A 24,221-nucleotide genomic window follows, 5' to 3' on the forward strand; every position below is an offset into this window, starting at 1 on the left:
TTTACCAACTGTTTTTTGAGGTTTGTCTTTTACTGAATTGTGGCTGAAAACTTTCCTGCCGCGTGGTGCGCTGCAACTGCCAGATTGCACCCTCGTCTGCGTCGGGGGCATCATCGTTGCCGCTCATGCCCTTTTCGAATGCCAGCGTCTGCGCAATGCCCGCCTGCATGTCCGGGTCTTCTTTCTGCGAAAGGTCATAGAAAACAAAACCACGCTCCCATAGCGGGCTGATAGCTTCCACGCGCTGGAATTTGTCCGGCTTCTTGCGCTTGTCGCCCGTGATGGGTAGCTGATAGCCGCGTTGGGTGCCCTCTATTGTGAAATCATCAAGGATGATGTCCTGCATGAAGCTGGCCTCCATCATGAAGCGGATAGAGATATTCTTTTCAAGACTCCACTCGTAAAGGTCGTAGCACCAGCGTACGAGTTCTGCCACAGATGCCTTCCTGACAAAGGCCCGCAGATGCCACAGTTGCCACTTATATTTACCCCACAGCTTCGCCGCCTTGGTATCATTTGTCTTCTTGCTTTTCCACGACGGGTCTATATAGAGTACGAGTTCGTCAAAGTCGCGCCATGCCGGGTGCTTGGCATATTTAATCCATTCCTGCTTGAAGACCGTACCTTCAGTGATGGGGTTGTGCATCATTTCCTTTTCCCATGCGCGGTAGCCCACGAACTCAGCATAAGTACGGGCCTCCTCTTTTGTCCACTTTTCGCGCCATGTAGGGTTGCCTTCACTGTCGACGGCCTTCACCTCAGACACATGTACGCCTTTGGTCTTGCAGATGTCAGCCAGTACCGAGGTCTTTGAGATAAGGTTTCCCACCATGATAAAGCGTCCACGGCCTACGTCAAGTGCACCGAAAAGGGCTTCCTTCACCCAGTCCGTCATCTCGCGCACGCGGCGTGGGTTACGGCAAAGTTCATCATCATCGAGGTCGTCGATGACGATATAGTCCGGGCGTGACTCACGCTTTCTCAAACCACGCGGTGACTGCCCACGTCCACACGCCAGGAAATGCACTCCGTCCTTAGTGGTGAACTCCCCTTCTGTCCAGTCGCCCATTGACATCTGTTTTCCATAATCGGCGATGATACGCTTGTTGTATTGGAGCTCCGCCTGAATGTCACCAAGGAGTCGGTTTGCACTGTCCTCGGACTTGCCGACAACGACCATGAAGTCAATCAGGCGTTTAGGCTGGAACATCAGCCACAACGGTGTAAAAATGTCCATATGCGTGGACTTAGCGTGTCCACGCGGCCACTTAAACACCGCTTTTAAATTAGGCGTGTTCTTCACTTTCAGTGCAGCAGCATTGTGAAAGGGTGCATTGTGTACGATGCGCACGACTTCACCAGTGACTTTGTCACGCTGTTGCAGGAAATGCGGGAAATAATACTCGCAAAAGGCGGCATAGTCCTTTTGCAGTCTGCGGATACGCCGCTCTTTCTCGACGGCCGTCTCGCGGACGAGGCTCTTCGTGTCTGTGATGCTCTGTATCTGCCGGCAGTGTTCCTGCCACTCCAGCTGCATCTGTTTGAGTTCTGCAATCGTAGCCATACTTGTTGTGTATTATAATGTAGACGGGTTCTGCATACGCTCCATGAGGAACTTATTCTGATACTTGTTAATCGCCTTGATGAGTTCGGGGGTAATCTCCGGGTCGTAGGAGGCTTGGTCCTGTATCCACCGGTTAAATGCCATAAACACTTCTATAGCGTCGATGACATTTGCCTTCTTATCAAGTTTCTCAATTGTTGATGAGAGCTTGGACAGCTTGTCAGCTAATGAACCGACAAGTGTAGGATCATTCGATTTATTCACATTCTCTATCATTCCGTCAATGGTGAGCAAGAGTTTGTTCACTAATTCAGGACGCGAGATATTCTTTGCGGCACGCGCTTCCTTCCACCCCTCGCTATTCACCCACCTTGAGATGGTTATACGCGAGACTTCTACCTTTTCGGCAATCTCATTCTGCTCCATTCCCGAGAGATAGAGTGACCGGGCGAGCGATTTTTTCTTTTCAGTTTCTTTTGTCATTTCGCTATAATAATGTTTGAATTATGCCTGCAAAATTGGTCTAAAATATTGACACTTAAAAGAAAGTGTGCAATGCTTGCATACTATACTGCAATGCTTGCACTGTTATTTGCTCTGCTGTGGATTAACTTGTAATATTGCAGCATCAAATTTTACAAAACAATGGGAAAAAGAGTAAGAATTTCTAATGAAAGCCTGAACTGCTACGGCTTTCGCGTACTGACAGCAGGCATTGATGTGGAACAGTACAAGCGAAACCCCGTACTTTTATATATGCATGAGCGCGGCAATGTGGTGGGCTACGTGAAAGACCCGAAGGTGGAGAATGATGAGATAACGGGAGAACTGATGTTCGACTGCGCTTCGGAACAGAGTGAGCGCTGTCAGAAGCAGTTCGAGTTCGGCAGCCTTCGAATGGTCAGTGCAGGGCTTGAGATTATTGAGACCAGCGAAGACCCTACAATGCTTGTACCCGGACAGACTCGTCCGACGATTACGAAGAGTCGCCTCATCGAGGTGAGCGTGGCCGATGTGGGGGCCAATGACGATGCAATCGTACTGGAAAAAGACGGGAAGCGGATAACTTTAAGTAAGGACGGAACCTGCGGGCTCCCCCTTATCAATCAAAATAACAATCAAAATCAAGAAGACATGGAACAGAAAGTCATTGCCCTGCAGTTGGGGCTGCCGGAAACGGCAACGGAGAAAGAGATTAACGAGAAGCTGGCACAGCTGACGGCCGTGCAGCAGGAAAACGACACCTTAAAGGCGGAGGCACAGAAGCTCACAGAAGCGCGTATTGCGCAGTTGGTTGACAATGCTATCGCTGAAAAGCGTCTTGACGCGCAGCATAAGGAACAGTTTGTGGAGCTGGGCAAGAAGATCGGTACCGAGGAGTTGGAAAACACCTTGCAGGCTATGAAGCCACAGGTGAAGCTGTCTTCAATGCTTGGGCATCATGGAAGTGCCCCTGTATCAGATAGTGAAAAGACCTACACGAAACTCAGTGAAGTACCGGCTGACGAACTTGTGAAGCTGCGTGCCGAGAACGTGGAGGAGTACAAGAAGCTCTACGAGGCAGAGTACGGCATGAAATGCGAACTTTGAAAGGCAAAGAAATAAAAGTAAGAAAGTAAAAGTAAAAAAATGAGTAACATGAAGAGATTAGTTATGAAATTAATGATTGCATTGCTGGTCAATGTGGTTGTAGGAGGTTTGATAGCCTTAGCTGTAGGCGTTGCGCCCTGGATAGGTGCGGTGGCATTGAATGTGATTGCCATTGCCGTAGGTGCATGTCTGCCCAAGGATGCCCTGCGTGCAGGTGTCTTTACAGAAGTGTGGACGGGCGAGTTGGTAAAATCGCTGCGTGGTGGGTTGGAAGGCTCGTGGCTGGACGGCGTTCCCGACCAGAGCAGCATCGTGAACAACGACGTCATTCACTTGGTAGACGTAGGTGTGGACCCTGATGTGCTTATCAACAACACGACCTATCCGATTCCAACGCAGGCCTTGTCCGACAAGGATATCGCCGTGAAGTTGGATAAGTTTCAGACCAAGGTGACCCCTATCACCGACGATGAACTCTATGCGGCTTCCTACGACAAGATGGCTCGCGTGAAGGAATCACATGGTAATGCCATTAACGACTCTAAGTTTACAAAAGCCGCTCATGCCCTCTGTGCACAGCAGGATACCGCTAAGACCCCAGTGCTGAAGACCACGGGTGAACGTGATGCCACGACAGGGCGTCTGCGTCTGACAATGGCCGACGTGGTAGCATTGAAATCTGCAATGGATAAATTGGGGGTTCCTGCTGAGAACCGCCGACTGGTACTCTGTCCGGATCATGCAAACGACCTGCTGCTCGCCAGTCAGACCTTCCGCGAGCAGTACAATATCGACCGCGCTACGGGTAAGGTGGGCAAACTCTATGGCTTCGATGTCTATGAGTATGCCAATACGCCGCTCTACACACAGGCAGGAAAGAAGAAGAACCTGGGCGTGGCTGCCGGGGACGGCGAGTTCAACTGCTCGTTCGCATTCTACACACCGCGCGTCTTCAAGGCGACAGGCTCGACGAAGATGTACTACAGCGAGGCAGCAACCGACCCTGAGTACCAGCGCAACAAGATCAACTTCCGACACTACTTCCTCTGCATGCCCAAGAAGGAAGATGCCGGCGTAGTGATGATGAGCGGATATAAGGCTTCTTAATCGTAAGAATTGAATGAGCAAGCCAATGCAATATCTCGTTATCCACTGCACGGCCACCCCCGAGGGGCGTGAGGTGAGCGCGGACGAAATACGCCGCTGGCACACTGCGCCCCCTCCTGCAGGCCGTGGTTGGAAGCAGGTAGGCTATACAGACATGGTGCACTTGGACGGAAGCGTGGAGCGACTCGTTAATAACAATGAGGACGCACAGGTGGACTCATGGGAGGTGACCAACGGTGCTGCAGGCTATAACAGCGTGAGCCGACATATTGTATATGTGGGGGGCTGCGACAAAGCCGGGAAGCCGAAAGATACGCGCACCGAGGCGCAGCGCGAAGCGTTGAAACGCTATGTGGAGGACTTCCACGCGCGGTTCCCGCAGATCCATATCGTGGGGCATCATGAATTGAATCCCGGCAAAGCATGTCCGAGTTTCGATGTTCCAACTTGGCTGCGCTCGATAGGCATCCGACAAGTTTAACGATAAAAACCAACGACAATGGCAGAGACTATATTCCAAATCCTGCAATGGGCTATCCCTTCGGGCGGTATCGGTGCTGCCATTGCCTGGATTGCGAACCGCCGCTTAAGGACGGTGGAAGAAAAGAAGAAAGTGGAAGACACCTACAAGCAGATGTACGATATGGTGAGTGCTGAACTTGTAGGTCTTCATAAACAAAACCGCATCAATTATGAGAAAATGGAAGAACTCCGCGGCGAGAACGACAAGACACGCCGTGCCCTCAACCGCCTCTCGCGGGCTATCGAGGCTATCCAGCTCTGTCCTCATCGTGCTGCTTGCCCTGTCAGCGGTGAACTGTCGCTCAGTGAAGACAGCGACAAGGGAAAGCCGCACAGAACACGTCAGCGCAGTGAAGGAAGCCGAACGGCAGACGAACATCCTCAAGCGGTGGCAGCAGCGGGTGACGGTGCCCGAGTCACGGGTGACGCTAAGCGTAGCTGAAGACAGTCTTGCCCTTCTGCCCGCAGGTGCAGGCTACACGGCTCGCCGGGGACAGGCGCATGTGAAAGTGAGCCGACGGCCCACGACAGACAAAGGAAGCCCTGCACGGATTATCATCGAAGCCGGATGCGACAGTCTTGAGGTGCAGTGTGCACGCTACGAGCAACGCATCGAAGAGATGCAGGCGCAGCTGTCAGCTGCAGAGCAGGTGATGACTACGCAGAAAGAGGTAATCAAGACGCAGCAGCCCTGGAGTTTGAAAAGATTATTCACCGCCTTTATCGTCGGGTTGGCGGCCGGCATAGTATCAACAATTTTAATAAGAAAAAAGATATGGCAAAAAGTGTTTTAGACGGAACCAACCTCATCCTGAGCGTTGACGGCAAGGCCCTCGGTTTCTCAACGGGCTGTAAGGTCAGTACATCTACGGAAACCGGTGAGCGCGTGACCAAGGAAGCCGCAAGCGGCAAGTGGAAGGAAAAGTATGTAAAGAGCTTTTCGGAGAGCATCTCTGCTGACGGTTGTGTGTTGACCGATGGTGATGATGATACGCCAACTTATGATCAGCTCAAAGAAAAAATGCTGAAAGGCGAGCCCGTCGATGCTGCCTACGGTCTGCGCGACGGTGACAAGCGTACAGGTAAGGCAGCCGGTGGCTACAAGGGTAAGTACATCATCACTTCACTGGAACTTGACGGTCAGGCCGGAGATGACGGCAAGTACAGTCTGAACTTGGAGAACTGCGGAAAGGTGGAGAAACAAGGGAATGGGCTGACAGAAGCAACGACACCCAAGCAGGGTGGCGGCGGCCATTCATAACATTAATAAGGTTACGTTATGAAAAAGCAAATCTTAAAACTGACGGTCGGCGGCAAGGAATATCCCTGCCGCGTGACCATGGGCGCAATGATGCGTTTCAAGCACATGGTGGGTAAGGATGTGAGTGAGCTCAAGCAGACCGACATCCGCGAACTCGTGCAGTTCATCTACTGCTGCGTGCAGAGTGCATGCAAGGCCGACGATGTGACTTTTGAAATGGACTTCGAAACCTTTGCAGACTCCCTGGAACCCGACAGCCTGAATACTTTCTATGCCCAGGTGGGCGATGCCGAAAAAAAAACGACGGTGAAACCCCTGCCGTAGGCATTGAGGAACTGCAAGGAATTGCGTTGGGGTGCATGGGAATGAGTCTGGATGACTTCTGCCGGTGCACCCCTTCGGAGTTTCAGGCAGCCTGGCAGTCTTGGCATGAATGGCACGAGAATGAGCAGCACGGCGAGTGGGAACGCCTGCGCATGGCATGCCTCTGTATGCTGCAGCCTTATTCAAAGCATACGCTTTCGGCTGAAGACGTGATGCAGTTCCCTTGGGAGGAAGATACGAAAAGAAAGGAACGGGAAGATGTGAGCGAAGAAGAATTGAAGCGGCGGTACCGAGAAGCCAAGCGTGCTGCAGGACTGAAATAAAAAAGACTATTTATGTCTGAGGACCCCGAGGCAGAAAAGCGCACCGAGGACAAAGGCAACAAGGCAGACGGCTACGGTGAAGACCGAAGCAATGGGATGCTCGCTGATGAGTCTGAAAACGGGTGTCCAATGGATTGCTGACATAAGTACTGTTTATGGTGTTGAGACAAAGATAATAAAAAAAACAAGAAACAATGGCAAAAGCTGTAGAATTTCAGATTAAGCTGAAGAGTGACGATGGTAGTGTCCTCAAAAAGCTGACTGTTGAAGCAACGAATTTTGAAGATGTGCTGTCAGATATCGGCGAACAGGCAAAACGGAGTGGTGAACAGCTCAAGACACTGGCTGCTAAGAGTCTTGTCTTTGACAATACCATTCGCTCTCTTGATCAGTTACGTAGTATGCTGACAGGTATTGCCGAACCCTTTAACAGTTTCGAGACTGCAATGCAGGGCGCTAATACTATGGCAGGGAAGAGTGGTAAGGATTTTGATGACCTTACCGATAAAATCGTAGGCCTAAGCAAGAATATACCATTAGCACGAGAAGAATTGGCTAATGGTCTTTATCAAACCATTTCAAATGGTGTCCCCGAGGATAACTGGATAACTTTTTTGGAGAAATCAAGTAAGGCAGCTGTCGGTGGTATTGCTGACCTTGGGCAAACCGTAACCGTTACTTCTACACTCATCAAGAACTATGGTCTGAGCTGGGATGCTGCCGGCGATATCCAAGATAAAATACAGATGACAGCCAAGAACGGTGTAACAAGTTTTGAACAATTAGGCCAGGCTCTGCCCCGCGTGAGTGGAAGTGCCGCCCAGCTGGGAGTTACGATGGATGAGTTGATGGCCGTGTTTGCAACGACGACTGGCGTAACAGGAAATACAGCAGAGGTCTCTACGCAGTTGGCAGCAGTTTTGAATGCACTTATAAAACCTTCGAGTGAAGCTACACAGGCTGCCAACGCCATGGGAATAGGTTTCAATGCTGCAAGTGTGAAAGCTGCAGGAGGTCTTGAAAATTTCCTGCAAGGCTTGGATGCAAGCATTTCGGAATATTCTGCGAGAACCGGGCAGTTGAAAGAGACCATCTACGGTCAGCTGTTTGGCAGTGCAGAGGCTTTACGCGTACTGGGGGCTCTGACGGGTGAACAGAAAGATAAGTTTTCGGAGAATATTCAAGCCATGAGTGACTCTGCGGGTACTATTGATGAAGCCTTTGAGCGTATGTCGAGTACAGGTGAGAGTACAAACCAGATGTTTAAGAACCAGTTACAATCGATGTTGGACTGGGCCGGTAGTATTGCAAGCAGTTCTGCTCCTTACATGGAGTTTCTTGCTAATACAGGGCTGGCTATCATGAGTCTGTCGCAATTGAGGACTGGTGTAATGGCCGTGATAGGCGGATTAAAAGCCATGCGCCTTGCTACGCTTGCGCAGGCTGCCGTATCTAAAGTTGTTGCCATAGCCTCCAATGCATGGAAAGTGGCACAGATAGCCTTGAATGCCGTATTGATGGCAAACCCTGTAGGAATCATTGTAATGGCCATAGCGGGGTTGATATTTATCTTGTATGAAGCTTATAATCACTGTGAGACTTTTCGAAATATCTGTGATCAAGTGTGGAGTGTCATCAAAGACTTGGCAGCTATTGTGTGGGATGCTTTGGTAAAAGCTTTTGAAAAGGCAAGTCAGGTTGTCAAGACCGCTTGGGAATGGGTAAAGAAATTCCTTGGCATCGGTGATGGAGACACAAAAGGTATTGAAAAGAAAACGAAAGCCGTCAAAGAGAATACCAGGGCCCAGGAAGCAAACGTTATTGCTGCTCTGAAAGCTAACAAGGCGCAGAACGGCAAAAGCGGCAGTAAGGGTACAGGTAAAAAGAAGGGGGAAGGCGATAAATATAGTGGAAAGCATCTGATAGAAGGCGCGAGCAGCTATAAGGAACTTGGCAATAATATCCAATACTATCAGAACAAACTTGAAACCACTAAGGGTACCGAAACAAAGCTTATGGCCTTATATGCCGAGAAGATAGCCAAACTTCAGAAGCAGCAGGATTTATTGAAACAGATAGAGGCACATGCACAACGTCCTAAGGAATTGGAAACCCTGGAGGATATCAATGCAGAAATATCTTATCAGCAGGCCCTGCGTGAGAAAGCCGGTAAAAGTTCTTTGGCGGGGATAGATAAGGAAATTAATCGTTTGAACGACCTTAAAACGGCATTTGAACGGAATGCACATGTTGATATAGGGATAGACAAGATTACCACCTACAAGCAGTTAGAAGAAGAACTACAATATTACAATGATTTGCTCAAGACGGCCACGGACACCGAGCGTGTGGAAATACAGAAGCAGATTAATGCCCTTGGTGACCTGAAGAAGAAGTGGGACGAAACCCTTGCCGGTCTGAAGGCTCCGGAGGATATCAGCCGCTTGAACACGATAGAGAAGCTCGACGAAGCTATCACCTACTATCAGGCAAAGCAGAAGAAGGCCTCGGGAGAAGAAATCAGCACTATTGGTGAGGTCATTGTGGCGTTGGAGCAGAAACGGGAGGCACTGAACCGCATGACACGCCTGCCTGAAATGCATGCCGAAACCGCAAAGCTGAACGGCATGGACGCAAAAGAGTTGAAATTGGAACTCAAGGTAATGGGCCTTGACGGTGTGAAGAAGCGCATCAAGGAACTTCAGGACATGCTACGTGACACCAAGAACCCGCTTGATAAGAGTCAGCGCGGGGAGGTAGAGAAACTCGTCGGCTCCTACAAGAAATATGAAAAAGTGCTGCGAAAGAGCGATGCGAGTTTCGAGAACCTATGGGGCAACACGAAAGGTGTCGCCGGCGGTATCTCATCGATGACCAATGCCCTTGAAGGTGGCCGTAATGCGTGGGAGACACTCGCGGGTGTGGTAGATGGTGCAATACAGATCTTCCAGGGCATTGCAGGCGTAGTAGACCTTATCAAGGCCATGACAGTTACGACACAGATGAGTTCGGCAGCCAGTCAAGTGAAAACTGCTGCAACAACCAGCGAAACCGCAGCGACAGCAACACACACTGCTGCCACGGCTGCTGATACGGCTGCGACAATTACCAACACTGCTGCTAAAAGTGGTGAAGCCATTGCCAGTGCTACAGCCAGCGGTGCAAGCATGCCTTTCCCTTATAACCTCATTGCCATTGCCGCAGGTGTGGCCGCTGTCGTTGCTGCCCTGGCATCCGTCAGCGGTGCCTTTGCAAATGGTGGCATTGTGGGCGGCTCCTCACCAAGCGGCGACAAATTGCTGGCTCGTGTGAACTCGGGCGAAATGATACTCAACGGGGCGCAGCAGAGTCGCCTCTTTAACTTCATCAACGGTGTTACACCGTTTGCCGACGGTGGCATCGTTTACGGACCAACACTCTCGATCATGGGCGAATATGCCGGGGCACGGTCAAACCCGGAGGTAATTGCACCGCTGAATAAGCTGAAATCGCTCATCGGCGGTGAAAGCAACGGTGGCGGACGATTGGAGGCCAGGCTGCGTGGCCGTGACCTCGTTCTGGCACTGGCCAACGAGACACGTATCAGCAGACGGAAGACAAATATCAAACTGTAAAAAGATAAAAATGTACATACACGGACACTTCTATAACGAAAAGAACGAGCGCATAGAGGTACATATCCTCACTCGGGGCGACCGCACGAATGAAGTTGAAATCGGTACCGAAGGCTGCGGCGTCAGCTGGACGGATGACCCCGTTGAGATTGAAAGCCAGGTCAGCGACACCTTTGATGTACTGCTCAAATATCAGGCTACCGTACGCCTGCTGGTAAAGAATTTCATTCCCGACCTGTTCTGTGCTTCCTGCCGTGATGCTGTAGTAAATATCTATCGCGAGGGAGAATGCCTCTTTGCCGGCTTTATAGAACCGCAGACTTATTCGCAACCTTATAATGAGGAAGAAGACGAAATAGAACTCAGCTGTATCAACGTGCTGACGGCCCTGCAATATTCCAAGTACCGAAATGTCGGCGTGCAGGGTATCACCTATAAGGAGGTGAAAGAGAAAGCGGGACAGCGCAGCTTCTTAGATATCATCCGTGAGCTGCTGTCTGGTCTGTCGGATAATCTTGATATTCAGGGAAATCAAAGTCTGGCTTGTTTTTATGACGGCAGCATCGGGGTAAGCAAATCGGAGAATGCGTTCGGTATTTTCTCACAGATAGGCATTCATGAGCTGTTGTTCCTCTCGGATAACGAAGACAATGTATGGACGGCAGAAGAGGTGCTGACGGAACTGCTGAAGTACCTTAACCTGCACATCGTACAGCAGGGCTTTTCTTTCTATCTGTTTTCATGGGAGAATGTAAAAAAGGCAGAAAACATCGCATGGAAAGACCTTTACAGCAACAAGCCTCTGACTACACCTCACAGACTGATAGGGATAACGACAGATAAGGTCTCAGGAACGGATACCACCATCAGCGTCGGCGAAATCTACAACCAGCTGCTGCTGACCTGTAAGGTTGAGAAAATGGAAAGTCTCATCGAAAGCCCGCTGGAGGAAAGTGCGCTCGGGAGTTATTTCGCAGCACGGCAGAAATACATGTCAGAACTGATCAGCTTAGGCGATGGAAAACGAGCCTATAGAGGTTTCAGAGATTTGGTGCTTGAAGGTGATACCGACTATGATGATGGAAGCATCGTGGATTGGTATGTGTGGTTGAAGCATCATGTTTCGTGGCGTTTCCCCATGCATGGGGGCACTGGCAGCGGTGAGGAACTCATGGTTCACTTCGGCCGTGGCGGTAAGGACCAGCAGGCGTTGCTGCAGTGGCTCGGCAAGAACCTTGGGGCAGCGCTCGTTTCCTATGGCAAGGTGGAGCGGGCCATGGCCAGAAAAGACAACAGCCCCGTGTCGAAAATCAACATGGACAATGTCCTGGTGCTGTCGGTGAACGGTAACGGAAAGAACAGTGCTGCAGAGGCGTATCCGAACGAGTCTGCTCTTCGCAGTGCCATTCCTTATGCCACTTATGTGAGTCAGCATTCCGGGGGGATGTTTTCCCCTGTCGATGAGGAGACAACGAACTATATTGTGTTTTCAGGGAAAATGCTCCTGAACCCAACCGTGAAAGTAACAGCCAAATACTACGACCTCCGGACTAAGGAATGGGTGTTCATGCCGTTCGGCGGAACACCACCTGAAGGCAAGGTTGACGTAAGAGGGAATGTGACAAAGAACAAAAAAGGAGACAGACTCTACTATACGCGCAAATTCTGGAAACAGACATACTCGGACCCTAAACATAATGAAGAGACCCGCTGGGACGAAAGTGGCGATAGTGGGTGGTATCCATTCACAGACACTGCCCCCGAGCTGTATGAGTTCAAGTACAGCAGCGTGGGTGACGGAACTGATAAAATCAGCAAAGTAGGACTCATAGCCTGTATGCTTATCATCGGTGACAAATGCGTCGTTGAGACAGGAAGCGGCTCGCAGATGGAAGATTTCGAGTGGCGCAAGTACAAGGAGCGCTCGGAGTGCAGCAGTGATGATGAATATTATCAGCAGTCGTTCACCATAGGTTTTGACCCGAAAATTGGTGACAAACTGATTGGTCACGAATACAGCCTGCAGAACAACATCAGCTGGAAGCATGGCGTAGACAGTGAAGGTATGGCTATACCTATTCGGAAACGAGACCATGTGAGCGGTGCGGTAAGGTTTATCGTCCTTGGTCCGGTGAATGTGCTTTGGAGTGATATCACACGCCGTCATCCTACATTCTTCAGACACACAAAGTGGACCGAGGATGCCATTCCACTGCTGGCACACGTGAGTTCCATACAGATAAAGTCTTTCGAGGTGAAGGTGGTGAGTGACAATGGAAAGACGGAGTTGCTCGGGGATGATCATGACATCGTATATATGAGTGCTGCACAGAGTTCCTTCTGCAACCGCAAGGATGACCTTGAGTTCAAGGTTACCTCTGCACTGACGCATGACGAATGCATGCAGATAGGTGTCAAGAATGCCCTCTGTCTCTCTACGCCTGTAGACGCTGCCAGTGGTGACGGCGTACTCACGCTCTACAGTCGGATGACAGACAGCATGGCCAAACCCGAGCAACTCTATGTGAACAGCTACTATCAGGAATATCATGCTCCACGGGTGATCATGACACAGCACATGACGGATATCCGCGGAGGGTTTGTAGATCCGTTTGCGCACTATAGGCATAATTTTCTAAACAAGAATTTCTTTGTGCAGGGTATCAGCAGAAACCTTGCAGAGGGAACGGCAGAACTGACATTAAAGGAAATTGACAGCAATGATTGATATCAAGATGTTTGCCCGAAAGCGGGCTGAGGGAACCGGCAGGGGTGGCAGCACTACGCCCTGGACACAGAGTGACGACGTGCGGCATGCACTGTCGGCAGACAAGGCTACGTTTGCAGAACAGGCAGACAAGGCACTGCAGGCAAACGATGCAGCCCGGGCCGCCTATGCCGATAAAGCGCGGGCCTTGGCAGAGGACAGCCCTGCATACGATGAGTTCCTGCGCAAGGATAAGGAAGATACAGCCAAGGAGTTGATAAATTTCCTCAAGGGTGTCACTATCGGCGATATTAAAATCAGCTATGATGAGAAAAGCGGCGCACTTTCACTGACACGTGTTTCGGATACAAGAAAGGCTGCGGGGCTGTATGCAACAGGTGGATTGACGGCATTCGGTGCAGGCGCCGTGCAAGGTGGCGGAGGTAGCGGTATGTCGTATGAGCGCCTGGATCGTTGGAGCGACTACACTACTGCAAAGGCAGCAGCCGTCCTCTCTGCGTTCCTCGGTAACGACCTTAACGAGCGATTAAAGAAAGTTGAGGGTGGCGCATTGACCTCGGTGGACTGGTCAATTATCAGGAACAAACCGAATGAGTTCAATCCTGCAGCACATTCGCACACTTTTGCTTCTCTGTTGAATAAGCCTACGACTCTGCAGGGGTACGGCATCACCGACGCTGCAAGCATATCACACACGCACGCTTTCTCGCAGCTGCGAGATAAGCCTACAACCGTTGACGGCTATGGTATTATCGATACATTCAAGACGCACAGAGAAGTCAATTTCGCACCAGACGAGGCTGGCTATTATGCTGTGATGACTACAAAGAGCGGAATTGGCGATGATTGGCGACATATCATTTCGATGGACTGGTCTAAAAATGACAGCGTGAACTGGATTAGTCAACTCGCACTCCCTACGCAGCGAAATGAAAGCGTATATTATCGCAAGAATGAAGCTGACGGTAAGCAAATCAAAGATGCAAAATGGATAAAAATTTGGGATGAAAAGAACCTGACGAAGCTCTCACAGTTGACCGATGATGTTGTGACGGGTAAGTACTTATCTCTTGCCGGTGGAACAATGCAGAACACGAGCATGATCCATAACCTGAATTCTGAATTTGTAGGAGGTAAGCATTACTCAAAAATTCTGACTTCGGACGGGAAAGTCACACAGCTAAGTTTAGATGTCAGTACAGAAGGTGGTGCCGGAGGTGGCTATCGGTGTATTTCAAAATCAAAAAAAGTATATCCGTGGTCAATCAACAAACTTATTTTTGCGATGATATCGCGTCACAAAGGGGTTGGATTTATAACGCTTCTTTTTCGTGTAAATTCTACTTTATCATCCTTTGATGCTGATATACGTGCAACGGGCAGCTTTAATGACATAGTAAATGCTTTGCAGTTTTATTACAATGTAAATACGGGAATATTCTCAATTTGGGCCCCTTTCAATGATTTTGATTACACAAAATTCATCACGGTATTAGAAGAGAGCAATATCACCTTGAATGGTGACAACAACTATTATCCGCAACTGCCTTCTGATGTCGGGACGCTGCTTAAATGTGAAGTTAACAGTGCAACAAAACTTGAGCAAACTCGCAAGATTTGGGGGCAGGATTTCGACGGTACAGGCAATGTCACAGGGGAGTTAAGCAGCGTGACGAATATCAATAATCTGTTGCATTTAGCAGGAAACAACGTTGGTATTGGTACAAATACTCCTGTTTACAAACTTGACGTAAACGGCAATATGCGGATATCTGATGAGCTGTTTGTGAACAGCTTTCTCTACCTTGCAAATAACAAGGGTCTGTGCCTGAAAGATAAGGAGGGAGGCAATCAGCGAGCCTTGTTCATATCCTCTTCTAACACTGTTTATTTCGGTTGCAACGACCGACCACTTTACACGCTTTTTGAGGGTGATGAATTACAATTTAACGTGTACAACAAAGGCTGGCAGAACGCACTCGTTATCAGCAGGGACAGAACTGCAATTTTTACAGGTAATGTATTAGCGCAGGGTGGCGTAACAGCTTACACCACGTCAGATAGGCGTTTGAAAGCGAATATCAAGCAGGTTGATAGTATGCGGATAATTCGCTCGCTCGGTGGAACCTGGCAGTTCGATTACAAGGACACGGGTGAGCACAGTATAGGATTTATTGCGCAGAGCGTGAAAGGAAGCGTTCTAAGGAACATGGTTTACACAGATGCAAAAGGCTATCTGAAGCTGAACTACCTCGACACGCGACTTATTGCACTCGCATTAGGTGCAGCCGTGCAGGTGGACGATAAGGTCGAGCGGTTAAAGAAGCGGATAAAAGTGCTTGAAACAGAAATTGAAAAATTGAAAGGAAACTGAAAATGAGCATCATTAATGGTATCATACAGGCCCCTGTCAGCATTGCGGACGTGAGGACCGTGCTCGGTGAGACGAGTAACGACCTTGCAACATTATGCAAAAGTGAAAAAATAAATATGTGGGCGAAGTTCAAGCCCGTGGAACTGAACAAGCCCTTTACCTCAGACGAGTTCGATTTTGAAAATAGAAAATGGCGTGACAATGCAACGTGGTTCAAGGGAGCGGACTTTGAGGGGGTTGGGATATGCGGTATAAAAATCGCACATAGCAGCACTTTGCAAAGTCTGACAGAATTATACGACAAAGGACAAAGTAACTGGTCGCGTGTGAAAGTAGGTTCTACATTTGCATGCCCTTACCGGCTGTCTGATTTCGTAGGCTACAAGCATGCTGCGACTGCGCCTTTCAAAAGGCCTTTTGTCACAAGCAAGACAAATGAAAATGGCAGCGTATTCGCAACGATGATGATAAAAAGTCTTGGTACGGAAAACGAACTGACGCTGCAGGAATTCGGTAAATTGTCGGAGGCTTATTTCGGGCTTGCACTGAAAAATGCTGCAGGACAGATTGCTTATTTCAAAACGTCTGACAAACCTCTGAAAGACGGGGGAACAAGCGTGGAAATGCAGGGTATGATTTTCGCAACTGGCAGCTATAAAGCCTATATTTTCCTTTGTTCCAGGGCGCTTGCATTCAACATACCTCCAGTACAGGCTACTACCTACTACACGATACATGACTTCAGACCGTCAGCTGTAGAAATCGTTTCTGATGCACAGCAGATGCACGATTACTTCTCGATTAAAGCGCGTGAGGACATCAGAGGACGTGTTATCGTAGAGGTAGAGATAAAGGACAACTATGTGCGTACTTCGAACAATGAGAATTTCTATATCATACTTAGATTTGCGACAAGCGAGCTTGGATCTCCGATGCTGGTAGGAGAGCAGGCGTTCACCTTTACTGATATCGAAGCTGGAACAAAATACACACATATCTTTAGCGGCCTGAAGGCTGAACAGCGCTACAAGATTGAATACACGTTCATGACCGTAACGCAGGAAATTTATATTATAGAATTAAACCCTTTTATTAATCAATTAAAATAGACAATCATGGAAGTAAAAGTAAAAGCAATTGCAGGCTTCAAGGCAAGTGTTGAAGCTGTAGGTACAGGTACGACTATCAAGGCCGTTGTTTCGGTTGAAAACGACAAGTATGCAAACATCGAAAATGGAAGTGTAAGCAGCAACGAGGCCAGCAAAGAACTTCTCGCGACTTTCGCGCATTTCGGAGGTATCAACATCAGTTACCTGACTACTGACGAAGACGAAATCATCAGCGTGGTTACCGACGTTGCAAAGTTCGTGAAGTACTGCAAGGCGAACGCAGCGAAGCTCGGCACAGTCAATGCAACAGAAGCAAAAGAAAAGTAAATAACAAAGTAATTTAGTAAGAATTAAAGTAAAAATGAAAGTAAAAACGATTAAGGCAGTTGAAGCCTACAGAGCATTAAAGGCGTTGAAAGTGGGGGGTATGAGCAATGAAGCCATGCTCGCAATATGGAAGGACCTCAAAGTTTTACGCCCTATTGCGGAGGCCTACGACAAAGATATCGAGGAGGTACGAGCAACACTTCAGGACGAAGAGTTTGAGAAGATGCAACAGCGAGTGAAAGAGGCGCAGGAACTTGAGCGACGGGCAAAGGAAGATGTGCGCGGTATGACTGATGCTGAAAAGCAGGAAATCTCTGAAATCAATACCTGGTTTGCTGCGTGGAACAAAAAAGGCGAGGAGTATCTCAAATCGTTAGCTGAAAAAGAGGTTGAAGTTAAAATCGACCCGCTCGATGCTGCAGAACTCCTCAAAGCGTACAAAGGTTCGGACAGAACGTTCGAAGATGCAGAAAAACTTGATTGGCTTACGATGTAGTATATAGCCAATTTAATAATCATCCCGGGGGGTAGAAAAAAGAAGCCCCCGGCCTGTTAATAGTCATCTCACCTACATATTAACGCAATACGAAGTACCGCACGACCGGGGGCAAATACCCTTGTCGCGGCACTTCTTTTTTTGCGCTTATGTAAGTGAGATGATGCAAAGATACAAAAAATATGATTATGAAGATAATAGACATCTTGAAATTTAACAGGGAATTGATAAAAAGGCTTCGCGAGGCCGGTATACGCTTGAAAGACGAACAGTATATAGCCCTTTACAATGATTATACAGAACTACGTCTGCGCGGTGAGAAGGTTTCCTATATCGTGTTAGTATTGTCAACCCGCTACGCCGTGAGTGAGCGTACTGTGTACAGTCTTATAAAGCGGATGAACCGTGAGTGTAATGTATTTGCAGTATAATTGTAGATGAATATTCTTTCTCTTTACGGGATATGCCGACCTTTGCAAGCCACTAAAAAACAAAAATGATGAAGAAACAATATCTTTCAGCGCCGCTTCCATTTCAGGGACAGAAGCGGATGTTCGCCAAAGAGTACATCAAAGTACTCCAACAGTTCCCTGACAATACGACCTTCGTGGATCTTTTCGGTGGCAGCGGTTTGTTGTCACATATCGCCAAGCATCAGAAGCCGAACTCCACCGTAGTCTATAATGACTTCGACGGTTATAGGCTGCGATTAGAGCACATTCCACAGACCAACGCATTGCTCTCCAGGCTGCGCAGCATTCTGTGCGATTATCCAAGAAAGAAAGCCATTGCAGGCGCCATGCGTAGGAGCGTCCTTTCCTGCATACACGAGTATGAGCACACTTTCGGTTATGTCGATTATATCACTCTGTCAGGCTCGCTCCTGTTTTCGATGAAATACGCTACCTGCTATGAAGAGTTGTCGAAAGAAACGTTATATAACAGAATAAAAGCCACCGATTACCCACTTGCCGATACCTACCTTGACGGCCTGACCGTTACCTCATGTGATTATCGTCAGCTGTTCGAGCAGTACAAGAATATACCCGATGTGGTGTTCCTCGTTGACCCTCCATATTTGAGCACAGACAGCAAAACATACAAAATGTATTGGAAACTGTCTGATTACCTTGATATACTAACCATCCTTGCTGGTCATCGTTTCATCTACTTCACTTCAAACAAATCCTCCATAACAGAGCTTTGTGAATGGATAGGTAAAAACAAGCTCATCGGCAACCCCTTTGAGAACTGCCACCGTAGGGAGTTCAATGCCCACATGAACTATAACGCTTCTTATACGGATATCATGCTTTATAAAAATACTGTTCAAATACCATTCGAACGATGAACAAATATCACGAAATATTGAAGCGGATCATAGTTTCAGGGAAGACACAACATAACAGAAAAGGCAGTATCCGCTACCTGCTCAACGAGCAGCTGTCATTATCTCCAGTCGACCTGCTCGACATATTCGAGAGCCACGGCATAGCAAGAAAGAAATTAAAAAATGAGCTGCAGCTGTTCATGCAAGGCGAGCGTCAGGTGCAAAAATATCGTGAGGTTGGAATAAACTGGTGGGACTATTGCGGAAGCGTGCTGGTGAACAGTTATCCGACCTACTTTGAGAAACTGCCACCGCTGATAGCGAAAATAAATCGTGAGAAACGTAACAGCAAGAATTATGTGCTATTCCTTGGTGAAACCAATGCGGAGAGTAATCAGGCTCCTTGCCTTAGCCTTGTGCAGTTCCAGATAGATGATGGAGAATTGGTGTTGTCGGCCTACCAAAGGAGCAGCGATGCTAATTTAGGGTTACCTGCAGATATATACCACCTTTACCTCATGTCGCGACAGATAGACCTGCCGCTGAAAAACATAACGCTGAACCTCGGAAACGTGCACATATACGAGAATAACTTGGAGCGCACGAGGTTGCTGCTTGATGGTGATGAGACGGTGAGGTTTGAACTCAATGTTTGAGTGCGTAAAGTCCCAATATATACTATACAAAGATAGTAATTTTCTGCGAGATATACAAATATTTGTAATAGAAAAACGCCTCAAAATAAAAGATTTTTTGAGGCGTTTCTTGCACGTGTGCGCTCGAAAAAAACACATTTCGTTTTACACAAAATAATCACATTTCGTTTTACCAAAGCGGTACATTTCGTTTTGCCGGATTAATAAAGCATTCTGCTAAGGATTTCGCTGTGTAGCCCCTCCCTGATTTTTGATTTGCCAATCCAATAAAAAAGAGATGCATTAGGATGAAATGCATCTCTTTTCTAAAGTTTTATGCAGCGCTTTATTTATTCTCTGCGTCTATTGTTTTAATCTTCTGTTTGACCAATTCCAAATCGTCTTTGAGTCTCTGTACCTTGTGGTTCATCTCGTCAATGAGGCTATTTCCTTTCTTACTGCTTGCATTCAGGAAGCCAAGATTATTCTCATAGGTGTTGATTTCTTGTTTCAATCCCTCATAACGGCGCATCAGACGGGCACGCTCATTGTCAAGAGCTTCCTCGCCACGCTTAGCTACATTCTTCAGATTATTCTTGAAGTTATCCAGTCTTCTCTTGGCTGCAGTGATGTGAAGATCCTTATAAAGCTTGTCAAGTACTTCGTGATATTGTTGGTAAAGCTTATCTTTCTCTTTGTAAGGAACATGCCCAACTTTACTGTATTCATCTACCAAAGCCTGTACTTTCTCCTGTAAATCATCGACAGCTCCCTCTGCAAGTTCCTTGAGTTGGCTTATGATAGCTTTCTTTTTGTCAAGATTGGAGCGCTCTTCATTGCGAGTTCCTGCATTCGCTTCATTGCGGGCTTCAAAGAATTTGTTGCAGGCGGTGAGGAATTTACTCCACAATTCATCGCCAAGTTTCTTGGGAACAGTTCCAATAGTCTTCCATTCTTTCTGCAAAGCAATCATTTTATCTGTCGTTACTTTCCAGTCGGTACTCTCCATTAGGGCCTCAGCCTGCTCTACAAGTGCCTGCTTTTTAGCTACATTCTCACTGAAGCGCTGCTTCATTTCCTTGAAGAATACGGCTTTTTGTGCAAAGAAATCATCGCAGGCAGCACGGAAACGCTCGAATATCTTGACGTTCATCTTCTGCGGAGCAAACCCAATCTTCTTCCATTCAGCCTGGATATTGATAATCTCCTTGGTTTTCTTTTCCCATTCACTCGCACCTTTATATTCACCTTTGGCAATGGCTTCTACTTGTTCGCAGAGTGTAGTTTTCCGTGCAAGGTTGTCTTCTTCTTTCGCGCGCAGTTCGTCGAAGTGCTGTTGGTGGCGTTTATTGATAACCGTAGATGCCGCTTTAAATCGTGTCCAAATCTCCTCTCTAAGTTCTTTAGCCACAGGCCCTGTCTCGCGATATTGCTGATGCAGTTCCTGCAACTGATGGAAAGCACTGATTACATCGGTCTCTTCGGCCAGCTTTTCTGCTGCCTCGCACAGATGCGTCTTTATGCTCAAGTTCTTCTTGAAGTCGTATTCGCGGGCTTCACGATTGAGATTAAGCTGGTCATAAAACTGCTCCACGTAGAGCTGATAGTTGCGCCACAGCTCGTTTGCCTTGTCTGCAGGCACGTTCTTTATCTCTTTCCAATGCTGTTGCAGCTCTTTGAATTCGTTATAATTCTTATTGGCTTCTTCAGGCGAAGTAGCCATATTCTTAATCTTTTCAATGATGTCAAGCTTCTTTTGCAGGTTCTCTTGTTTCTCTGCTTCCTGCTGCAGGAAGAGTTTTGCCCTACGTTCTTTGATGACACTCATCTCTGCCTTGAACACCTCTTCGTCTTCATCAGGGATCAAGACATATTTTTCGGGGTCGCCTCCAGCCTCAAGATAAGCTTTCTGTTGTGCTTCACGCTCAGCGATATGCAGCTTATAGAATGAAGTCTTTAGATGGTCGAGTTCGTCTTTTGTGGGGTTTTCCTCATTGCCAACGATTTCCTTCAGTCGTTCAATAACCTCTGCCTTGCTCTTGTAGTTGTTGGGTTCGGCAGGGGCTTTTGCTGCATTTTCTACTTCAACCGGCGTCTCCTTTGCCAGCTGCTCATCACTTATTGTTCCCTCTTTGAGGGTGTTTTCTTGAGAGTCCATCATGTCACTGAATTAGTTTATGATTTGAGTTTTTCATTGCATAATGCAATTATTAACATTATGCAAACTTAAATAAAAAAAGCGGAAAATCCTAATTAAATCAAAGTTTTTTTCTTTTTGCGGTCTATAACAGGCGTTTATGGCGCAAAAACCACCATGAAGCACCCGACACGACAACTGAAAGTATCAGTGCAATGGCAAAACCATAAGAACTGGTTTCCATGCCGTTGACAAGGTTCATGCCGAAAAGACTCGAGATAAGTGTGGGAAACATCATGATGATACTCACCGAAGTCAGCGTTCTCATCACAGTGTTCATGTTGTTGTTGATGATGCTTGAGTAGGTTTCCATCGTCGATTTGAGAATGTCCGAATAAATATTTGTCGTTTCACGAGCCTGTGTCATCTCAATGCCTACATCCTCAATGAGGTCTGCATCGAGTTCATCCACCTGCAGTTTGAACTTCAGTTTCTGCAACAGGTTCTCATTCCCACGGATTGAAGTGATGAAATAAGTGAGCGAATCCTGTAGTCTGCTCAGTCCAATCAGACTTTCGTTGTTCACATCCTGATCGAGATTATGCTTGGCTTTGTCAATGAGTGTGCTGATTTGTTTGAGTCGTTTCAGATACCATACTGCACTTGAAAGAAACAGTCTGAAAGTGAGATCCACAAAGTCGGTAAAGCCTTCACGCCGCTTCTGCTGATAGCTTACGAAGTCTAACATCATGTTGGTTTCGTAGTAACAAACCGTGATGGTGACATCGCGTTTGTGGATAATACCCAATGGAACCGTGGTATATGGCGTGCGCGAACGCACCTCTTTCACGTATGGGATACGCAGAATGATGAGCATCCAGCCGTCATCATATTCATAACGGGCACGCTCGTCGGTATCGCTAATGTCGGAAAGAAAGTAGTCGGGGATATGGAAAGTATCTTGAAGATACTCCTGATCTTCGTCCGTAGGGCATGTAACTTGTATCCAGCAATTGGGCTGCCATTCCTTGATGGCACTCAAATTCTCATTGATATTCCAATAGTTTCTCATTGTTGCTAATCTCCGTTAATTAATAAGGTGTGGGGATTAGCATCATACTAAACCTCACGCCTACAAACTAAATGTATCCGCGTGATAATCGTCCATATTTTGATTATGTTTTGATTTAACGCTGCAAAGGTAATCATTTCTGTTCAATTATGCTCATATATGCAAGAGAAAGTTTGGCAAGAAAAATGAAAAAGTAACAAGGGTGTGGTTTTCATGGGTTTTGATAACTGAAAGATGAAGCGTATTATACATTGGGGATAGAGGTTGATTGAAATGTAGTTATGTGTAAATTAATTTCGGGTTGAATTTGCATTCGCCTGTAAAAATCATTATCTTTGTGTCGGGGAGAGTGTGAAAGTGCTTTCCCCTTTTTCATGTCTTGTTGCAAAATCCCATGTAATCTGCGTCAAACAGTGTTGCAATATGCCTCAAAACGTCTCGCGATATGGCTGATATTACAGTGCAATATGATAGAGATTAAAGGTTGAAATGAATGAGATTAGCTGCCAATAGAATAAGAATGGAAAAGCGGACAAATTGAGTTTGTCCGCTTTTTTGAGTATTTCCATAAAAGATGTTAATGCGTTTTGGGCATATACTTCATGTGTCCTTGTCTGTTTTGGGCTGTCATAAAGATGGGCCTGCAAATGCTATACCTGTCTTTTCTCCCTGTTTATAGTTCTTGTCAGTCAATGACTTTGTTTTGTCTTTTATAGGGAAAACAGGGCCGATTGGCTTGAAACCGTGTTACACCAACGTTGCCACAATCTCCTCACGCGTACCTGGAAGCATGTCGATGACGGGGATTTCAGGCATCGTGTAGCAGCCCGGTTGCAGACGCATTGACGCGCGTGCCACGTTGACAAGCACTTGAGCGGTGAGTGCAGGATTGTTGATGCTCATGTTGAACTCCAATCGTTGGTTCTGCGTCTTGCCTGAAACACCTTTGCGAATAAGGTTTACACCATGGCCCATGTCGCGTACATCATCGACTGAGGCAACTGCAAATACGTGGGTTTCATCATGTGCAAAGTAGGGATCGGCTTTGATTTCAGCGGTCACATCCTCGAGTTTTGCACCGTCTTCAAGTTCTACATAGACCATACGGCGATGAATACCTTCGCCCAATGGGATAGTAACAGAAAGCGCATTCTTTACCCCTTCCTTGCTACGTACACACACTGAGTGACCCATTGACATGCCAGGGCCGAAGTTGGTGTAGGTTAAACCTTTCGGCGCAAGGCTTTCCATAAGCACACGAACGATAGAGTCTGAGCCCGGATCCCAGCCTGCAGAGATGACACTTACAGTATTGGTTTTCTTGTTGTTTGCCATCTGTTTGGTACGATAGTCAAGGATAGAAGTGTGTATATCGAAGCTGTCAACGGTGTTGATGCCTAATGCAGTGATCTTCTCTGCATATTCCGGACAGCTGCGAGTTGGCGTTGCAAGGATGGCCACATCAACGTCTTTGAGTTTCGTAATGTCGTCAACAACGTCGTAGGCTGACAGTTCTGCAGGTTTGTTTTTATCTCCCTGACGGCGTACGATACCTGCAATTTCGAAGTCATGTGAGGCTTCAAGCGCTTCAATGGTGTAGTGGCCGATGTTGCCATAGCCTACTACTGCTGCTCTGATTTTCTTCATCTTCTTTTTATTTTTTCGTTAGATGTTACATGAATTTATTTGCTATGACAAAATTACATGA

General features: G+C 47.3%; 22 protein-coding genes. 17 read left to right on the forward strand and 5 right to left on the reverse strand.

Annotated elements, in window-relative coordinates:
* Position 1: 1 nt before the first annotated feature.
* The gene (locus EL210_RS12965) at positions 2–1,564 is read right to left on the reverse strand and encodes a hypothetical protein (protein WP_025879865.1); all 1,563 of its coding nucleotides are present in this window, start codon (positions 1,562–1,564) and stop codon (positions 2–4) included.
* A gap of 12 nt (positions 1,565–1,576) precedes the next feature.
* Positions 1,577–2,047 (reverse strand): terminase gpP N-terminus-related DNA-binding protein, encoded by a 471-nt coding sequence (locus EL210_RS12970; RefSeq protein WP_018921200.1) that lies wholly within the window; start codon positions 2,045–2,047, stop codon positions 1,577–1,579.
* A gap of 162 nt (positions 2,048–2,209) precedes the next feature.
* Between EL210_RS12970 and EL210_RS12975 the strand changes: the two genes are divergently transcribed.
* From EL210_RS12975 to EL210_RS13050, 17 genes are all read left to right on the forward strand, one after another.
* Positions 2,210–3,154 carry an HK97 family phage prohead protease gene (locus EL210_RS12975; protein WP_025879864.1) on the forward strand — a complete coding sequence of 315 codons (945 nt, stop codon included), beginning with the start codon at positions 2,210–2,212 and terminating at the stop codon, positions 3,152–3,154.
* A gap of 72 nt (positions 3,155–3,226) precedes the next feature.
* Entirely contained in the window at positions 3,227–4,261 is a 1,035-nt protein-coding gene (locus tag EL210_RS12980; protein WP_018921265.1) for a hypothetical protein, read from the forward strand.
* A gap of 13 nt (positions 4,262–4,274) precedes the next feature.
* Complete coding sequence (locus EL210_RS12985) at positions 4,275–4,742, forward strand: N-acetylmuramoyl-L-alanine amidase (RefSeq protein ID WP_018921264.1); 468 nt, start codon at positions 4,275–4,277, stop codon at positions 4,740–4,742.
* Between the two features lie 18 nt (positions 4,743–4,760).
* Positions 4,761–5,225: a hypothetical protein gene (locus tag EL210_RS13875; RefSeq protein ID WP_145962301.1), complete on the forward strand. Its 465-nt coding sequence runs from the start codon at positions 4,761–4,763 to the stop codon at positions 5,223–5,225.
* Positions 5,226–5,558: 333 nt separating this feature from the next.
* Complete coding sequence (locus EL210_RS12995) at positions 5,559–6,044, forward strand: phage tail tube protein (protein ID WP_126370241.1); 486 nt, start codon at positions 5,559–5,561, stop codon at positions 6,042–6,044.
* Between the two features lie 18 nt (positions 6,045–6,062).
* Positions 6,063–6,368 (forward strand): hypothetical protein, encoded by a 306-nt coding sequence (locus EL210_RS13000; RefSeq protein ID WP_126370176.1) that lies wholly within the window; start codon positions 6,063–6,065, stop codon positions 6,366–6,368.
* Positions 6,369–6,403: 35 nt separating this feature from the next.
* The gene (locus tag EL210_RS13005; RefSeq protein ID WP_018921258.1) at positions 6,404–6,691 is read left to right on the forward strand and encodes a hypothetical protein; all 288 of its coding nucleotides are present in this window, start codon (positions 6,404–6,406) and stop codon (positions 6,689–6,691) included.
* 12 nt (positions 6,692–6,703) lie between these two features.
* On the forward strand, positions 6,704–6,832 hold the full coding sequence (locus EL210_RS13920; protein ID WP_018921257.1) for a hypothetical protein: 129 nt from the start codon (positions 6,704–6,706) through the stop codon (positions 6,830–6,832).
* 53 nt (positions 6,833–6,885) lie between these two features.
* Positions 6,886–10,305: a phage tail tape measure protein gene (locus EL210_RS13010; RefSeq protein ID WP_126370242.1), complete on the forward strand. Its 3,420-nt coding sequence runs from the start codon at positions 6,886–6,888 to the stop codon at positions 10,303–10,305.
* A 10-nt stretch (positions 10,306–10,315) separates the two neighbouring features.
* Positions 10,316–13,033: a hypothetical protein gene (locus EL210_RS13015; RefSeq protein ID WP_232000376.1), complete on the forward strand. Its 2,718-nt coding sequence runs from the start codon at positions 10,316–10,318 to the stop codon at positions 13,031–13,033.
* Complete coding sequence (locus tag EL210_RS13020; RefSeq protein ID WP_025879880.1) at positions 13,026–15,407, forward strand: tail fiber domain-containing protein; 2,382 nt, start codon at positions 13,026–13,028, stop codon at positions 15,405–15,407. The genes EL210_RS13015 and EL210_RS13020 overlap by 8 nt, the downstream gene beginning before the upstream one ends.
* Positions 15,408–15,409: 2 nt before the next feature.
* Entirely contained in the window at positions 15,410–16,516 is a 1,107-nt protein-coding gene (locus EL210_RS13025; protein ID WP_126370244.1) for a hypothetical protein, read from the forward strand.
* A gap of 6 nt (positions 16,517–16,522) precedes the next feature.
* Positions 16,523–16,843: a hypothetical protein gene (locus EL210_RS13030; protein WP_025879879.1), complete on the forward strand. Its 321-nt coding sequence runs from the start codon at positions 16,523–16,525 to the stop codon at positions 16,841–16,843.
* Between the two features lie 34 nt (positions 16,844–16,877).
* Complete coding sequence (locus EL210_RS13035) at positions 16,878–17,339, forward strand: hypothetical protein (RefSeq protein ID WP_018921154.1); 462 nt, start codon at positions 16,878–16,880, stop codon at positions 17,337–17,339.
* A gap of 188 nt (positions 17,340–17,527) precedes the next feature.
* Positions 17,528–17,770, forward strand: a complete 243-nt coding sequence (locus EL210_RS13040) for a hypothetical protein (protein ID WP_025879924.1) — start codon at positions 17,528–17,530, stop codon at positions 17,768–17,770.
* Between the two features lie 68 nt (positions 17,771–17,838).
* On the forward strand, positions 17,839–18,690 hold the full coding sequence (locus tag EL210_RS13045) for a DNA adenine methylase (RefSeq protein ID WP_126370267.1): 852 nt from the start codon (positions 17,839–17,841) through the stop codon (positions 18,688–18,690).
* Positions 18,687–19,325 (forward strand): thymidylate synthase, encoded by a 639-nt coding sequence (locus EL210_RS13050; protein ID WP_126370245.1) that lies wholly within the window; start codon positions 18,687–18,689, stop codon positions 19,323–19,325. The genes EL210_RS13045 and EL210_RS13050 overlap by 4 nt, the downstream gene beginning before the upstream one ends.
* Before the next feature lie 325 nt (positions 19,326–19,650).
* Here the strand turns inward: EL210_RS13050 and EL210_RS13055 are convergent, their stop codons facing one another.
* The 3 genes from EL210_RS13055 to EL210_RS13065 all read right to left on the reverse strand — a co-directional run bounded on the left by EL210_RS13055 (position 19,651) and on the right by EL210_RS13065 (position 24,160).
* The gene (locus EL210_RS13055; RefSeq protein ID WP_026285996.1) at positions 19,651–21,465 is read right to left on the reverse strand and encodes a DUF349 domain-containing protein; all 1,815 of its coding nucleotides are present in this window, start codon (positions 21,463–21,465) and stop codon (positions 19,651–19,653) included.
* Positions 21,466–21,586: 121 nt separating this feature from the next.
* Entirely contained in the window at positions 21,587–22,513 is a 927-nt protein-coding gene (locus EL210_RS13060) for a magnesium transporter CorA family protein (RefSeq protein WP_004375629.1), read from the reverse strand.
* A 747-nt stretch (positions 22,514–23,260) separates the two neighbouring features.
* Positions 23,261–24,160: a diaminopimelate dehydrogenase gene (locus EL210_RS13065; RefSeq protein WP_018921044.1), complete on the reverse strand. Its 900-nt coding sequence runs from the start codon at positions 24,158–24,160 to the stop codon at positions 23,261–23,263.
* Positions 24,161–24,221 lie beyond the last annotated feature (61 nt).

It is taken from the genome of Segatella oris (assembly GCF_900637655.1).
In the GTDB taxonomy this organism is placed as follows: Bacteria; Bacteroidota; Bacteroidia; order Bacteroidales; family Bacteroidaceae; genus Prevotella; species Prevotella oris.

Excerpts from the sequence above, each read along its gene's own strand:
- EL210_RS13040 (WP_025879924.1), top strand. The coding sequence starts at position 17,528 with ATGAAGATAATAGACATCTTGAAATTTAACAGGGAATTGATAAAAAGG.
- EL210_RS13020 (WP_025879880.1), top strand. The coding sequence starts at position 13,026 with ATGATTGATATCAAGATGTTTGCCCGAAAGCGGGCTGAGGGAACCGGC.
- EL210_RS13055 (WP_026285996.1), bottom strand. The coding sequence starts at position 21,465 with ATGATGGACTCTCAAGAAAACACCCTCAAAGAGGGAACAATAAGTGAT.
- EL210_RS13060 (WP_004375629.1), bottom strand. The coding sequence starts at position 22,513 with ATGAGAAACTATTGGAATATCAATGAGAATTTGAGTGCCATCAAGGAA.
- EL210_RS13065 (WP_018921044.1), bottom strand. The coding sequence starts at position 24,160 with ATGAAGAAAATCAGAGCAGCAGTAGTAGGCTATGGCAACATCGGCCAC.
- EL210_RS12985 (WP_018921264.1), top strand. The coding sequence starts at position 4,275 with ATGAGCAAGCCAATGCAATATCTCGTTATCCACTGCACGGCCACCCCC.
- EL210_RS13005 (WP_018921258.1), top strand. The coding sequence starts at position 6,404 with ATGGGAATGAGTCTGGATGACTTCTGCCGGTGCACCCCTTCGGAGTTT.
- EL210_RS12995 (WP_126370241.1), top strand. The coding sequence starts at position 5,559 with ATGGCAAAAAGTGTTTTAGACGGAACCAACCTCATCCTGAGCGTTGAC.
- EL210_RS12980 (WP_018921265.1), top strand. The coding sequence starts at position 3,227 with ATGATTGCATTGCTGGTCAATGTGGTTGTAGGAGGTTTGATAGCCTTA.
- EL210_RS13030 (WP_025879879.1), top strand. The coding sequence starts at position 16,523 with ATGGAAGTAAAAGTAAAAGCAATTGCAGGCTTCAAGGCAAGTGTTGAA.
- EL210_RS13045 (WP_126370267.1), top strand. The coding sequence starts at position 17,839 with ATGAAGAAACAATATCTTTCAGCGCCGCTTCCATTTCAGGGACAGAAG.
- EL210_RS13025 (WP_126370244.1), top strand. The coding sequence starts at position 15,410 with ATGAGCATCATTAATGGTATCATACAGGCCCCTGTCAGCATTGCGGAC.
- EL210_RS12975 (WP_025879864.1), top strand. The coding sequence starts at position 2,210 with ATGGGAAAAAGAGTAAGAATTTCTAATGAAAGCCTGAACTGCTACGGC.
- EL210_RS13920 (WP_018921257.1), top strand. The coding sequence starts at position 6,704 with ATGTCTGAGGACCCCGAGGCAGAAAAGCGCACCGAGGACAAAGGCAAC.
- EL210_RS13875 (WP_145962301.1), top strand. The coding sequence starts at position 4,761 with ATGGCAGAGACTATATTCCAAATCCTGCAATGGGCTATCCCTTCGGGC.
- EL210_RS13050 (WP_126370245.1), top strand. The coding sequence starts at position 18,687 with ATGAACAAATATCACGAAATATTGAAGCGGATCATAGTTTCAGGGAAG.
- EL210_RS12965 (WP_025879865.1), bottom strand. The coding sequence starts at position 1,564 with ATGGCTACGATTGCAGAACTCAAACAGATGCAGCTGGAGTGGCAGGAA.
- EL210_RS13035 (WP_018921154.1), top strand. The coding sequence starts at position 16,878 with ATGAAAGTAAAAACGATTAAGGCAGTTGAAGCCTACAGAGCATTAAAG.
- EL210_RS13010 (WP_126370242.1), top strand. The coding sequence starts at position 6,886 with ATGGCAAAAGCTGTAGAATTTCAGATTAAGCTGAAGAGTGACGATGGT.
- EL210_RS12970 (WP_018921200.1), bottom strand. The coding sequence starts at position 2,047 with ATGACAAAAGAAACTGAAAAGAAAAAATCGCTCGCCCGGTCACTCTAT.
- EL210_RS13000 (WP_126370176.1), top strand. The coding sequence starts at position 6,063 with ATGAAAAAGCAAATCTTAAAACTGACGGTCGGCGGCAAGGAATATCCC.
- EL210_RS13015 (WP_232000376.1), top strand. The coding sequence starts at position 10,316 with ATGTACATACACGGACACTTCTATAACGAAAAGAACGAGCGCATAGAG.